This is a genomic window from Streptomyces sp. NPDC026589, assembly GCF_040638385.1.
Lineage (GTDB): Bacteria > Actinomycetota > Actinomycetes > Streptomycetales > Streptomycetaceae > Streptomyces.
The window spans coordinates 24726-37905 of sequence record NZ_JBEZYG010000018.1 but is presented as its reverse complement, the minus strand read 5'-3'; the positions used below and the strand labels follow the sequence as shown (position 1 = coordinate 37905).

General features: G+C 72.2%; 11 protein-coding genes. 6 read left to right on the top strand and 5 right to left on the bottom strand.

The window, feature by feature from the left end; translation table 11 throughout:
- Nucleotides 1-82 precede the first annotated feature (82 nt).
- Together AB0F29_RS27915 and pta are read right to left on the bottom strand one after the other, a co-directional pair.
- Nucleotides 83-1294, bottom strand: a complete 1212-nt coding sequence (locus AB0F29_RS27915) for an acetate kinase (RefSeq protein WP_361877641.1) — start codon at nucleotides 1292-1294, stop codon at nucleotides 83-85.
- Between the two features lie 65 nt (nucleotides 1295-1359).
- Nucleotides 1360-3441: a phosphate acetyltransferase gene (gene pta, locus AB0F29_RS27910; protein WP_361877358.1), complete on the bottom strand. Its 2082-nt coding sequence runs from the start codon at nucleotides 3439-3441 to the stop codon at nucleotides 1360-1362.
- Nucleotides 3442-3775: 334 nt separating this feature from the next.
- Between pta and AB0F29_RS27905 the strand changes: the two genes are divergently transcribed.
- Nucleotides 3776-4801 (top strand): ATP-dependent 6-phosphofructokinase, encoded by a 1026-nt coding sequence (locus AB0F29_RS27905; RefSeq protein ID WP_265599278.1) that lies wholly within the window; start codon nucleotides 3776-3778, stop codon nucleotides 4799-4801.
- 79 nt (nucleotides 4802-4880) lie between these two features.
- Here AB0F29_RS27905 and AB0F29_RS27900 read toward each other — a convergent pair whose 3' ends face one another.
- The 3 genes from AB0F29_RS27900 to AB0F29_RS27890 all read right to left on the bottom strand — a co-directional run bounded on the left by AB0F29_RS27900 (nucleotide 4881) and on the right by AB0F29_RS27890 (nucleotide 8210).
- A complete protein-coding gene (locus AB0F29_RS27900; RefSeq protein ID WP_361877354.1) occupies nucleotides 4881-5585 on the bottom strand; it encodes a helix-turn-helix transcriptional regulator in 705 nt (234 codons plus the stop codon).
- Between the two features lie 181 nt (nucleotides 5586-5766).
- The gene (locus AB0F29_RS27895; RefSeq protein ID WP_361877347.1) at nucleotides 5767-6441 is read right to left on the bottom strand and encodes a response regulator; all 675 of its coding nucleotides are present in this window, start codon (nucleotides 6439-6441) and stop codon (nucleotides 5767-5769) included.
- Nucleotides 6438-8210, bottom strand: a complete 1773-nt coding sequence (locus tag AB0F29_RS27890; protein ID WP_361877344.1) for a sensor histidine kinase — start codon at nucleotides 8208-8210, stop codon at nucleotides 6438-6440. Before AB0F29_RS27890 ends, AB0F29_RS27895 begins: the two co-directional genes overlap by 4 nt.
- A gap of 157 nt (nucleotides 8211-8367) precedes the next feature.
- On the opposite strand from AB0F29_RS27890, the gene AB0F29_RS27885 reads away from it, so the two are divergent.
- The 5 genes from AB0F29_RS27885 (at nucleotide 8368) to AB0F29_RS27865 (ending at nucleotide 13158) form a co-directional block, all read left to right on the top strand.
- On the top strand, nucleotides 8368-9732 hold the full coding sequence (locus AB0F29_RS27885; RefSeq protein WP_361877341.1) for a cation:dicarboxylase symporter family transporter: 1365 nt from the start codon (nucleotides 8368-8370) through the stop codon (nucleotides 9730-9732).
- A gap of 235 nt (nucleotides 9733-9967) precedes the next feature.
- Nucleotides 9968-11257, top strand: coding sequence for an LAETG motif-containing sortase-dependent surface protein (locus AB0F29_RS27880; RefSeq protein WP_361877338.1), 1290 nt, complete (start codon nucleotides 9968-9970; stop codon nucleotides 11255-11257).
- 69 nt (nucleotides 11258-11326) lie between these two features.
- Nucleotides 11327-11737, top strand: coding sequence for a MerR family transcriptional regulator (locus AB0F29_RS27875; protein ID WP_361877335.1), 411 nt, complete (start codon nucleotides 11327-11329; stop codon nucleotides 11735-11737).
- A complete protein-coding gene (gene trxA, locus AB0F29_RS27870) occupies nucleotides 11734-12099 on the top strand; it encodes a thioredoxin (protein WP_361877332.1) in 366 nt (121 codons plus the stop codon). Before AB0F29_RS27875 ends, trxA begins: the two co-directional genes overlap by 4 nt.
- A gap of 138 nt (nucleotides 12100-12237) precedes the next feature.
- Nucleotides 12238-13158, top strand: coding sequence for an NAD(P)-binding domain-containing protein (locus AB0F29_RS27865; RefSeq protein ID WP_361877330.1), 921 nt, complete (start codon nucleotides 12238-12240; stop codon nucleotides 13156-13158).
- The last annotated feature ends 22 nt before the right edge of the window (nucleotides 13159-13180 follow it).

Here is a 13180-nt window from a genome sequence, read left to right as displayed (position 1 = left end):
TTCACTGCGGAATATTCCGTCTGGTGGAAGGTACAAAGGGGCGCGGGGGTGCTCAGTTGTCGACCCCTCCGAGCCTCGCGGGCTACGGACGGCCGACGAGCGCGAACGTCTGGTCGGCGATCTCCAGCTCCTCGTCCGTCGGTACCACGGCGACCGCCACCCGCGCGTACTCCGGCGAGATCAGCCGCGGCTCTCCGGACCGTACGGCGTTGAGCGAGGCGTCCACCGCCATGCCCAGCTCCTCCAGGCCCGCGATGGCAGCTTCCCGCACCGGGGCCGCGTTCTCCCCGACCCCCGCCGTGAACGCCACCGCGTCCACTCGGCCGAGCACCGCCGTATAGGCGCCGATGTACTTCTTCAGCCGGTGGATGTAGATGTCGAAGGCCAGCGCGGCCCGCTCGTCTCCCTCGTCGATCCGGCGGCGGATCACCCGCATGTCGTTGTCGCCGCAGAGGCCGACCAGCCCGCTCTTCTTGTTCAGCAGGACGTCGATGTCGTCGGCCGACATGCCCGCCACCCGCTTCAGGTGGAAGGTGACCGCCGGATCGATGTCCCCGGAGCGCGTACCCATCACGAGCCCTTCCAAGGGCGTCAGCCCCATGGAGGTGTCCACGCACCGTCCGCCCGCGACCGCCGACGCGGACGCCCCGTTGCCCAGGTGCAGCACGATGACGTTCACGTCCTCCGGCGCCCGGCCCAGCAGCTCGGCCGTCTTCCGGGAGACGTACGCGTGCGAGGTGCCGTGGAAGCCGTAGCGGCGGATGCGGTGCGCGTCGGCGGTCTCCACGTCGATCGCGTACCGCGCGGCCGCCTCCGGCATCGTCGTGTGGAACGCCGTGTCGAAGACCGCGACCTGCGGCAGGTCCGGCCGCAGCGCCCGCGCCGTGACGATGCCCGTGATGTTCGCCGGGTTGTGCAGCGGTGCGACCGGGACGAGGCGCTCGATCTCCTTCAGCACCTCGTCGGTGACCACGGTCGGCGCGCTGAACCGCAGCCCGCCGTGCACCACCCGGTGCCCGATCGCGGCGAGTTCGGCGGAGTCGAGGCCGAGGCCGTCCGCCGCCAGCTCATCGGCCGCCGCCTTGAGCGCCGCGTCGTGGTCCGCGATCCGGCCCGTACGCTCACGGGGCTCGGCATCGCCGCCGGTCAGCGGCGTGTGCACCAGGCGTGAGGTCTCCTCGCCGATCCGCTCGACCAGGCCCGAGGCGAGCCGGGAGCGGTCGCGCATGTCGAGGAGCTGGTACTTCACCGACGAGGAGCCGGAGTTGAGGACGAGGACGCGGTGCGGTTCCACAGGGGCTGCCGTGCTTTCGTTTCCGGAGTCGGTGGCCGGGGGAGTGGCCGGGGGAGTGGGTGTCGTCATGCGGGGCGCTCCTCGCCCTGCGCCTGGATCGCCGTGATCGCCACGGTGTTGACGATGTCCTGGACGAGCGCGCCGCGCGACAGGTCGTTGACCGGCTTGCGCAGCCCCTGGAGCACCGGGCCGACCGCCACCGCGCCCGCCGAGCGCTGCACGGCCTTGTAGGTGTTGTTGCCGGTGTTCAGGTCCGGGAAGATCAGCACGGTCGCCTGGCCCGCCACCTCGGAGCCGGGCAGCTTCGTCGCCGCGACGGACGGCTCGACCGCCGCGTCGTACTGGATCGGCCCCTCCACCCGCAGCTCGGGCCGCTCCGCCCGCACCCGCTCGGTGGCCTCGCGCACCTTGTCGACGTCCGCGCCGGAGCCGGAGGTCCCGGTGGAGTACGACAGCATCGCGATCCGGGGCTCCACGCCGAACCGGGCCGCCGTCACCGCCGACTGCACGGCGATGTCCGCGAGCTGCTCCGCGTCCGGGTCCGGGTTGACGGCGCAGTCGCCGTACACGAGGACCTTGTCGGCCAGGCACATGAAGAAGACGGACGACACGATCGACGCGTCCGGCTTCGTCTTGATGATCTCGAACGCCGGTCGGATCGTGGCCGCCGTGGAGTGCACCGACCCGGACACCATCCCGTCGGCGAGACCCTCCCGCACCATCAGCGTGCCGAAGTAGTTCACGTCCGCCACCACGTCGACGGCCAGCTCCACCGTCACCCCGCGGTGCGCGCGCAGTTCGGCGTACCGCTCGGCGAAGACGCCCCGCAGCTCCGAGGTCTGCGGGTCGATCAGCTGGGTGTCCGCGAGATCGATGCCGAGGTCGGCGGCCTTCTTCCGGATCACGTCCACGTCGCCGAGCAGCGTGAGGTCGCAGACGTCCCGGCGCAGCAGTACGTCGGCGGCGCGCAGCACCCGTTCCTCGGTTCCTTCCGGCAGCACCACGCGCTTGCGGTCGGAGCGGGCCTGTTCCAGCAGCTCGTGTTCGAACATCATCGGCGTGACGCGTCCGCTGCGGGCCACCGAGATCCGGTCGAGGAGGGCGCCGGTGTCGACATGTCGCTCGAACAGGCCGAGGGCGGTCTCCGCCTTGCGGGGGGTCGCCGCGTTCAACTTCCCTTCGAGGGCGAAGAGTTCACCGGCGGTGGGGAAGGAGCCGCCGGCCACCGACACGACCGGGGTCCCCGGTGCGAGCCGGGCGGCCAGCGTGAGTATCTCCTCGCCGGGGCGCTCGTTCAGGGTCAGCAGCACGCCCGCGATGGGCGGGGTGCCCGCGCTGTGCGCGGCCAGCGAACCCACCACCAGGTCCGCCCGGTCCCCGGGGGTGACCACCAGACAGCCGGGCGTCAGCGCGTTCAGCAGGTTCGGCAGCATGGCCCCGCCGAACACGAAGTCCAGCGCGTCGCGCGCGAGTCCCGAGTCGTCGCCGAGCAGCACCGTGCCGTCCAGCGCCGCGGTGATCTGGGCGACCGTGGGCGCCGAGAGCGCCGGGTCGTCCGGCAGGACGGAGACGGGCACCGGCAGCCGGGCCGCGAGCCGCTCCGCGATCGTCTCGCGGTCCTCGGCGGCGACCCGGTTCACCACCATGGCCAGCACATCGCAGCCGAGGCCCGCGTAGGCGCGGTACGCGTTACGGGTCTCGGCGCGCACGGACTCCGCGTTCTGCCCCTTGCCGCCGACCACAGCGATCACCGAGGCCCCGAACTCGTTGGCCAGCCGGGCGTTCAGCGCCAGCTCGTCGGGGAGCTGGGTGGCGGCGAAGTCGCTGCCCAGGACCAGGACCACCTCGTAGTCGCGAGCCACCTGGTGGAAGCGCTCGACGAGCCGGGAGACCAGCTCGTCCGTGCCCTTCTCCGCCTGCACGGCGGAGGCCTCGTGGTAGTCCAGACCGTAGACGGAGGCCGGGCTCTGGGAGAGCCGGTAGCGGGCCCGCAGCAGCTCGTAGAGCCGGTCGGGCCCGTCGTGGACCAGCGGACGGAAGACGCCGACCCGGTCCACCTGACGCGTCAGAAGCTCCATGACTCCCAGCTCGACGACCTGCCGGCCGTCCCCCCGGTCGATCCCGGTCACGTACACGCTGCGCGCCACGCGTGCTCTCCCGTCCTCGTGTTCGGTGCCGCGACCCGTAGGCCGTCCGGACCTGCGGTGACGCCCCCGTGCCCGCCCGGTGATCCGCCGGGTGCGGCATTGGTCTGCATTGCCTCTTGACGATACCTGCGGGGGCCGCTATGCCGCCCGCCGGAGGCCTCGCCCTGTCGGCCGGGCACAGCGGCCCCCGCCCGAGGGCCCTCCTACCCCCTGCGCCCGGCCGAAAGCGCGGGGCCCGTGCCGGGCGTGGGACAATCGTCCTGGTTCAGGGCACGGAGGCCGCCACGGTCGGTCTCCCGGAAAAGCGCGACTAACGAGCAGGAGACACACCTCGATGCGCATCGGAATTCTCACCGCGGGCGGCGACTGCCCCGGCCTGAACGCAGTGATCCGGTCGGTCGTCCACCGGGCCGTGGTCGGCCACGGCGACGAGGTCATCGGCTTCGAGGACGGCTTCAAGGGGCTGCTCGACGGCCACTTCCGCCCCCTCGACCTCAACGCGGTCAGCGGCATCCTCGCCCGCGGCGGCACCATCCTCGGCTCGGCCCGCCTGGAGCGCGACCGGCTGCGCGAGGCCGCCGAGAACTGCGAGGAGCTGTCCCGCCGCTACGGCATCGACGCGCTCATCCCGATCGGCGGCGAGGGCACGCTCACCGCGGCCCGCATGCTCTCCGACGCGGGCATGCCGGTCGTCGGCGTCCCGAAGACCATCGACAACGACATCTCCTCCACCGACCGGACCTTCGGGTTCGACACGGCGGTGGGCGTCGCGACCGAGGCCATAGACCGTCTCAAGACCACCGCCGAGTCCCATCAGCGTGTGATGGTCGTCGAGGTCATGGGCCGGCACGCGGGCTGGATCGCGCTGGAGTCCGGGATGGCCGGCGGCGCCCACGGCATCTGCCTGCCCGAGCGCCCCTTCCAGGTCGACGACCTGGTCAGGATGGTCGAGGAGCGGTTCGCGCGCGGCAAGAAGTTCGCCGTCATCTGCGTCGCCGAGGGCGCGCACCCGGCGGAGGGCTCCATGCCGTACGCCAAGGGCGCGATCGACCAGTACGGCCACGAGCGCTTCCAGGGCATCGGCAACCGCCTGGCCATCGAGCTGGAGACCCGGCTCGGCAAGGAGGCCCGGCCGGTCATTCTCGGCCATGTCCAGCGCGGCGGCACGCCGACCGCGTACGACCGGGTGCTCGCCACCCGCTTCGGCTGGAACGCCGTGGAGGCCGTGCACCGCGGCGACTTCGGCCGGATGACCGCCCTGCGCGGCAACGACATCGCCATGGTCCCGCTCGCCGACGCCGTCACCCAGCTGAAGAGGGTGCCCGCCGAGCGGATGTACGAGGCCGAGTCCGTCTTCTAGCCGCCCTTCCGGTGGTCGTGTTTCAGGCAGCGGCAGCCCCTCCGGAACCGCACGGGCCGCACGGGTGGCCCGTGCGGGGTCACACCCCGGCGGTCCGCCAGAACTGGTCCACCACCCGGGACAGGAACGCCCGGCCCGCGTCGCCCGTCGACCCGGCGCGTTCCTGGCCCGTGCTGCTCCAGCTCAGCGTGGAGACCATCAGGGCCTGGTAGTCGGCGTGCAGCTGTTCCAGCACCTCCTGGATCAGTGCCCGGTCCAGCGGGACGATCTTGGCGACCGGGCGGACGTACGCCTGCCAGCGCGTGGTGACCGCGCTGCTCAGCAGCTCCGCCAGCTCCGCGTCGCGGCCCGTCGCCGTCAGGAACTGCGCGGCCGTCAGCTCCAGCGCCCGGCACAGGGCCGCCGACTGCTTCTCGTTGCCCCGCCAGCGCCCCGACTCCTCCATCCGCAGGTACGAGGCGCCGGTCATCCCCAGCAGGCGGGCCAGATCGTCCACGGTCAGTTCCCGCGTCATCCGGTGCTCGCGCAGCGTGGCGGCGGCCGCCAGCAGCTCCCCGGGGGCGCACCAGAGGACGCCGGCGAGGGCGGTCAGCTCGCGCTCCCCGGGCGTCGCGAGGCCGCGCTCCCAGGCGATGACGGTCTCTGCGCTGATCCGGAGTCCGTACTGGGCGGCGAGCCCGTAGGCGACATGGCCGGGAGCCATCCCCAGAGCCTCGCGGAGACGGCGCGCGGCGGGGGCGTTGAATGGCGGGATGGGGTGCACGGGCCCACCGTAGAAGTCCATTTCCGCCCTGGCTACGGTACGTTCCCCACAGATCACGCTTCGTAGGAACCTCCAGTCGCGAACCGGGCGGGCGGTACGCGAATGCCGTCCCACCAGCGCTTTCTTTTGCTCCTCCGGAGGGGCGTGCCACGGCCGTGAAACCGACCGGCAAGCGCTTGTCGGCCATTCCCGTGGCGAACGGTCAGCGCCCCGAGGCCAGCCAGCGGTAGTGCAGTTCCGGTCGGCCGACCTGCCCATAATGCGGACGCCTCGTGGCGCTGCCGACGGTCACCAGGTGCTCCAGATACCGCCGGGCCGTGATCCGCGACATGCCCAGCCGCTCCCCGGCGGCGGCCGCCGTCACCCCTTCCGGCGACTCCTTCAGCACCCGGGTCACGGACTCCAGCGTCGGGCCGCTGAGCCCCTTGGGCAGCGTGGCCGGATGCGCGACCCGCAGCGCGCCCAGCGCCCGGTCCACCTCCTCCTGCCCGCTCGCCTCCCCCGCGGCGCCCCGGAACTCCGCGTACCGCACCAGCCGGTCCCGCAGCGTGGGGTACGTGAACGGCTTCAGCACGTACTGCACGACGCCGAGCGACACCCCCTCCCGCACCACCGCGAGATCCCGCGCCGAGGTCACCGCGATCACGTCCGCCCCGTGGCCGGAGGCGCGCAGCGAGCGCAGCAGCCCGAGTCCGTGTCCGTCCGGCAGATAGAGGTCGAGCAGCAGCAGATCCACCGGCGTCCGCTCCAGCGCCCGCACCGCCGCCGCCCGGGTGTGCGCCACCGCCGTGACCGTGAAGCCCTCCACCCGCTCGACGTACATCTGGTGGGCGTCGGCGGCCACCGGATCGTCCTCCACCACCAGGACCCGGATCATGCCGTGACCTCCTGGTGCGCGGACCCGGGCGTGGACCCGGACCCGGGCGCTGATCCGGACCCGGGGGTGGGCGCCGACCCGGATCCGGACGTGGGCCGCGAACCCGCCGACGCCCGGGCCGGAAGCGGCAGCCGTACGGTGAACCGCGCGCCGCCGTCCGGACCCGCGTCCAGCTCCACGGTGCCCCCGTTGCGGTACGCCGCCTGCCGCACCAGCGCCAGACCTAGCCCGCGCCCCGCCCCGTGCGTCGACCAGCCGCGCCGGAACACCTCGTCCGCCGCCTCCGGGCGGATGCCCGCTCCGGTGTCCGCGACCCGCAGCAGCAGCTCCCGCTCGTCCGCGAGTGCCGTCACGGTGACCCGGGCCCGCCCCACCGGGCCTCCGGGCGTCCGGGGCGCGGGCACCGCCGCGGCGCCGACGTCCGAGCCGGCGTCGGCGCCGTCCGAAGCCGCTTCCACCGCGTTGTCGATCAGGTTGCCCAGGATCGTCACCAGATCACGCTGGGCCAGCGAGGGCGGCAGCGCCCCGTCGTCGATCAGGCTGTCCTCCGCGAGCACCAGCTCCACGCCCCGCTCGTGTGCCTGGGCGGCCTTGCCCAGCAGCAGCGCCGCCAGGACCGGTTCCTCCACCGCCCCCACCACCCGGTCGGTCAGCACCTGCGCCAGCTCCAGCTCCGCCGTCGCGAAGTCCACCGCCTCCTCCACCCGGCCCAGCTCGATCAGCGACACCACGGTGTGCAGCCGGTTCGCCGCCTCGTGGGCCTGGGAGCGCAGCGCCTGCGTGAAACCGCGCTCCGAGTCCAGCTCCCCGGTCAGCGCCTGCAACTCGGTGTGGTCCCGCAGGGTCACCACCGTGCCGCGCCGCTCACCGCCCACCACCGGACGGGTGTTGACCACGATGACCCGCTCCGCCGTCAGGTGCAGCTCGTCCACCCGCGCCTCGGACGCCAGCAGTGCCCCGGTCAGCGGCGCGGGCAGGGCCAGCTCGTCGACCGTACGGCCGACCGCCTCCGCGTCCGGCTCCAGACCCAGCAGCTCCCGCCCGGCGTCGTTGATCAGCGCGACCCGCCGCCGCCCGTCGAGCATCAGCAGCCCCTCGCGCACCGCGTGCAGGGTGGCCTGGTGGTAGTCGTGCAGCCGGCTCAGCTCGGCCGCGTTCATCCCGTGGGTGTGCCGCCGCAGCCGGGCGTTGACCACGTACGTGCCGATCCCGCCGAGCGCCAGCGCCCCGCCCGCCGCCAGCGCGAGCGCGCCGAGCTGGTCCCGTACCTGCGAGGAGACCCGGTCCACGGTGATGCCCGCGCTGACCAGGCCGACGATCCGCCCGCTGTCGCGGATCGGGGTCACCACCCGTATCGAGGGGCCCAGTGTGCCGGTGTACGTCTCGGTGAAGGTCTGCCCGCGCAGGGCCTTCGCGGTGTTCCCGAGGAAGGTGTCCCCGATCTGATCGGTGTCCGGATGTGTCCAGCGGACCCGTTCGGTGTCCATGATCGTGATGAAGGCGATCCCGGTGTCCTCGCGCACCCGTTCCGCGTACGGCTGGAGCGCGGCGGACGGGTCCGGGGTGCGGATGGCCTCCCGTACGGAAGGGGAGTCGGCCACCGCCAGCGCCGCCACCCGCACCTGCCGGGCGGCCGTCTCCTCGGCCTGCGCGCTGCCCGAGACGTACGCGAAGACGGCGCACCCGGCCACCACCGCGGCGATCAGTACGACCTGCATGGCGAAGAGCTGGCCCGCCAGGGATCGGGGGCGAGTACGGGGGAGGCGCATACCCCACAGTCTGCCTCGCCCCGCCGGGGCTCCCCCGGGTGGCTGAAAAGTGACCGTGAACGATATGAACGCAAGGGTGACCGGGGTCACAGCTCAGTGGATAGTCACCGAAGCCCCCAGGGACGGGGGCGCTATGACTGAGCCGAGGAGCCCCACCATGGCTGTGGCAGCCAAACAACGGGACCGCACCCACTACCTGTACATCGCCGTGATCGCCGCCGTGGCGCTCGGCATCCTGGTGGGCTTCGCGGCCCCCGGGGTGGCCGTCGAGCTGAAGCCCATCGGCGCCGGCTTCGTGAACCTGATCAAGATGATGATCTCGCCGATCATCTTCTGCACGATCGTCCTGGGCGTCGGCTCGGTGCGCAAGGCCGCCAAGGTCGGCGCGGTCGGCGGTCTCGCGCTGGGCTACTTCCTGGTCATGTCGACCGTGGCCCTCGCCATCGGCCTGCTCGTCGGCAACGTCCTGGAGCCCGGCTCCACCCTCCACATCACCGAGCAGGCGCGGGCCGCCGGCGAGGCGCAGGCGTCGGGCGCGAGCGAGTCCACCGTGGACTTCCTGCTCGGCATCATCCCGACCACGATCGTCTCCGCCTTCACCGCGGGCGAGGTCCTCCAGACCCTGCTCGTCGCGCTGCTCGCGGGCTTCGCGCTCCAGGCGATGGGCTCGACCGGCGAGCCGATCATCCGCGGCATCACCCACATCCAGCGCCTCGTCTTCCGCATCCTCGCCATGATCATGTGGGCCGCCCCGGTCGGCGCGTTCGGCGCGATCGCCGCGGTGGTCGGCGAGACGGGCCTCGACGCCCTGAAGTCCCTGGCGATCATCATGATCGGGTTCTACGTCACCTGCGCGCTGTTCGTCTTCGTGGTGCTCGGCGCGATCCTGCGCCTGGTCGCCGGGGTGAACCTGTTCTCGCTGCTGAAGTACCTGGGACGCGAGTTCCTGCTCATCCTGTCCACCTCCTCCTCCGAGTCGGCCCTGCCGCGGCTGATCGCGAAGATGGAGCACCTCGGCGTCAGCAAGCCCGTCGTCGGCATCACCGTGCCGACCGGCTACTCCTTCAACCTCGACGGCACCGCGATCTACCTCACGATGTCCTCGCTGTTCATCGCCAACGCGATGGGCGACCCGCTGAGCGCGAGCGAGCAGATCTCGCTCCTGATCTTCATGATCATCGCCTCGAAGGGCGCGGCGGGCGTGACCGGCGCGGGTCTGGCGACCCTGGCCGGCGGACTCCAGTCGCACCGCCCCGAGCTCGTCGACGGCGTCGGCCTGATCGTCGGCATCGACCGCTTCATGAGCGAGGCCCGCGCGCTGACCAACTTCGCGGGCAACGCCGTCGCCACGGTGCTGGTCGGCCACTGGACCAAGGAGATCGACAAGGACCGGGTCGACGAGGTGCTGGCCGGCCGGGTCCCGTTCGACGAGAAGACCCTCGTCGACGACCACGCCCCGGCAGGCGGCTCGGGCGAGGTCCCCGAGCAGCGGGACACCGCGGAGCAGCCCGCGAAGGTCTGACCCGACGCCCCGCCCCCACCTCCCTCATCCTTCACAGCCACTGCGGCGCCCCCCCCACCCGAGGACACCCGTACCCCCGGTACGGGTGTCCTCGGTCTCCGTGTCCGGTACTGGTGCCTTGTGTCCGTGTTCTGTCACGACTGCTCCGGACCGCACAACCCTCCTCGTCCGGCACCGGTCTTGAGAGGTGCAGGACCGCAGTCCGCCCACGAGCCCCCACGACCGAAGGACTTCCATGCGTATCCCCCCTTCCCGCAGCCGTACCCTGCGCGGCGGGACCGCCGCCGTAGCCGCCGCAGCGATGGTGGCGCTGGGCGCCGTGCCGGCGCTCGCCGCCGAGCCGGAGCCGGACCTCGGCGTCGGAACGATCGCACCGATCAAGGGGGTTCAGGCCGGCAGCGCGTTCTCCACACCCCTGACCTTCCTCAACAAGGGGACGGAGGAGGTGCCCGTCTCCTACGTGACATACGCGGTGTCACCCGGTCTCCAGGCCGACGAGATGTACAAGAACTGCAGCTACTACACGATCCCCTCCCACGACGAGATGCCCGACTCCCACGTCGCCGCCTGCAAGATCGACCAGCCGCTGAAGCCGGGCGTCGTCTACGGGACGGAGAAGCCGCTCTCCCTCAAGGCGCTCGGCTCCGCGCTCAACGACGACCTGCGGGTGACGCTGGGCGTCACCGAGCCGGACCCGGACCAGGGCGACAGCGGCTCCACCGATCCGGTCCAGGGCACCGGTGACCCGCTCACCCTCGTGGAGAAGGGCCCCGCCACCGACGCCGACCGGAAGAACCACCCCGAACCGACCGCGGAGGCCGCCGTCACCGCGGCGAACACCGCCGACTTCGGCCTGACCGGCGCCGAGCTGAAGGGGAAGGTCGGCGACAAGGTCGACGCGACGGTGAAGTTCGCCAACAAGGGCCCCGCCCGGGTGCAGGGGAAGATCGACCAGAGCGTGACCACCGTCGACATCCGCATCCCGAAGGGCACCTCCGTCGTCAAGGCGCACGGATACTGCGACGCGGTCACCAAGACGCACTACAGCTGCGGGACCTCGCAGTCCTGGGTGGACGCGGACGGCGGCGAGAGCTACCCCTTCGTCCTGCGCATCGACAAGGCGGTCGGCCGCACCACCGGCGAGGTCTCCTTCAGCGGGCAGGAGCGACCCTTCGACCGGAACGCGGCCAATGACACCGCGCAGATCGTGATCGACACCGGCAAGGAATCGGACACCTCGGGCTCCACCGGCTCCACCGGTTCCACCGGCGGTACGGGGGGTACGGGCGGTTCCCCGGCCACCGGAGGCTCCGGCTCCGTCGGCGGGACCGGCACCACCGGCGGCTCCGCCGACACGGGCGGCTCGACGGCCGGCGGCGCGACCCCGCAGACGACCGGCGGCAACCTCGCCGCGACCGGCTCGGACTCCACCGCCCCGCTCGTCGGCATGGCGGCCGCGGCGGTCGCCGCGGGCGGCGGCATCATCTGGGCCGTACGCCGGCGGACGGCGGCCCGCGCCAACTGACGGCGCGGCGCCGACGCCCTTGCGTTGTGCCCTTGCGTTGACGTCGGCGTCAAGGAATACGTTCGTCCCATGCGAATCGGGGAGCTGGCGAGACGAGCCGGGACGACGACGCGGACGCTCCGCTACTACGAGTCGCGCGGACTGCTGCCCGCGCGGCGCGCGGAGAACGGCTACCGCAGCTACGACGAGGGCGACCTGCGCCTCCTCCTCCAGATCCGGACCTTGCAGGACTTCGGGTTCGACCTGGAGGAGACGAGGCCCTTCGTCGACTGCCTGCGCGCCGGTCACCCGGCCGGGGACTCCTGTCCCGCCTCGCTCGCCGGCTACCGGCGCAAGCTCGACGAGCTGGACGCGCTGATCGGCCAGCTCACGTCGGTGCGGGCCGAGGTCGGCGCACAGCTCGCCCGAGCCGAGCTGGAGGCGTCGGCCACCCTGGCCGGCGGACCGGAACCCCGTTGCGAACTGGGAGGACACCCATGATCCGGACCGAAGGCGTCACCGACGTCACCGAGGAGACCTTCGAGGCGGAGGTGCTGGAATCCGCGCTGCCCGTGCTGGTGAAGTTCACCGCCGACTGGTGCGGCCCCTGCCGCCAACTCGCCCCCGTGCTGGGGGAGATCGCCCGCCAGGAGGCCGACCGAATCAAGATCGTCCAGCTCGACGTCGACCGGGAACCCGGCATCCCCGTCCGGTACGGCGTGCTGGCGACACCCACCCTGATGGTCTTCCGGGCGGGCGAGCCGGTGAAGTCGATCGTCGGCGCCCGACCGAAGCGGAAGCTGTTCCAGGAGCTGGCGGACGTCCTCGCCCCGGCCACCCCCACCGACCTGAACCGCCCCTGACCGCACAGAGCCGCACCGCCCCTGACCTGAACCGCCCCTGACCTGAACCGCACTGACCTGGACGCTTTCCCGGAAGTGCGTATCTGACAGTCAAGTGGGTTCTGGTCAGGGGCGGTTCGCCCGCCCAGCATGATCCCCATGACGCAAGCGAACACGACCACCGACCCCGCCTCCGACCCCACCGCCGGCCGCCCCACCCCCGTCACCGTCCTCGGCCTCGGCGACATGGGCCGCTCCCTGGCCCGCGCCTTCGTGGCCGCCGGCCACCCCACCACCGTCTGGAACCGTTCTCCCGAGAAGGGCGAGGACGTCGTCTCCCTGGGCGCGGTGCGAGCCGCGTCCGCCGAGGAGGCCGTGCGGGCGAGCGGGCTCGTCGTGGTCTGCCTCGTCGACTACGACGCCTCCGACGCGGTCCTGCAGCCGCTGGCCGGGGCGCTGGAGGGGCGGGTCCTGGTCAACCTCTCCTCGGACACCCCGGCCCGGTCGCGGGAGACCGCCGCCTGGGCCGAGAAGCACTCCCTGGCGTACCTCGACGGGGCGATCATGGTGCCGGTCGACGTGGTCGGCTCGGCGGACGCGCTGGTGTTTCACTCCGGCGACCGGGCCGCGTTCGAGGCGCACGAGTCCACCCTCCAGGCGCTCGGCGCGCCCGCCACCTTCCTCGGCGAGGACCACGGGCTCGCCGCCGCCTACGACATGGCGATGCTGGACTTCTTCTACGGAGCCATGGGCGGCCTCGTCCACGCCTTCGCGCTGGCCCGTGCGGAGGGCATCGACGGCGCGTCGCTCGCCCCCTACCTCAACACGATCGCGGGCATCCTGCCGCCGATCGCCGCTGAGACGGCGAAGGACATCGACACGCGTTCGTACACGGGCGAGGGCGCCAACCTCGCCATGATGGCGGCCAGCGTCGACCACATCCTGCACACCGCGAAGGGCCGCGGCCTGGACGTCTCCCACCTCGCCGCCCTCAAGGGCGTCACCGACCGGGCGATCGCCAAGGGCCACGGCCCCGACTCCTGGTCGAGCATCGTCGAGGTGATGGCCGCCGATCACTGACCCGCCGTCAACGGGGGAGGGG

Excerpts from the sequence above, each read along its gene's own strand:
- AB0F29_RS27905 (WP_265599278.1), top strand. The coding sequence starts at position 3,776 with ATGCGCATCGGAATTCTCACCGCGGGCGGCGACTGCCCCGGCCTGAAC.
- AB0F29_RS27900 (WP_361877354.1), bottom strand. The coding sequence starts at position 5,585 with ATGGACTTCTACGGTGGGCCCGTGCACCCCATCCCGCCATTCAACGCC.
- AB0F29_RS27895 (WP_361877347.1), bottom strand. The coding sequence starts at position 6,441 with ATGATCCGGGTCCTGGTGGTGGAGGACGATCCGGTGGCCGCCGACGCC.
- AB0F29_RS27890 (WP_361877344.1), bottom strand. The coding sequence starts at position 8,210 with ATGCGCCTCCCCCGTACTCGCCCCCGATCCCTGGCGGGCCAGCTCTTC.
- AB0F29_RS27885 (WP_361877341.1), top strand. The coding sequence starts at position 8,368 with ATGGCTGTGGCAGCCAAACAACGGGACCGCACCCACTACCTGTACATC.
- AB0F29_RS27880 (WP_361877338.1), top strand. The coding sequence starts at position 9,968 with ATGCGTATCCCCCCTTCCCGCAGCCGTACCCTGCGCGGCGGGACCGCC.
- AB0F29_RS27875 (WP_361877335.1), top strand. The coding sequence starts at position 11,327 with ATGCGAATCGGGGAGCTGGCGAGACGAGCCGGGACGACGACGCGGACG.
- trxA (WP_361877332.1), top strand. The coding sequence starts at position 11,734 with ATGATCCGGACCGAAGGCGTCACCGACGTCACCGAGGAGACCTTCGAG.
- AB0F29_RS27865 (WP_361877330.1), top strand. The coding sequence starts at position 12,238 with ATGACGCAAGCGAACACGACCACCGACCCCGCCTCCGACCCCACCGCC.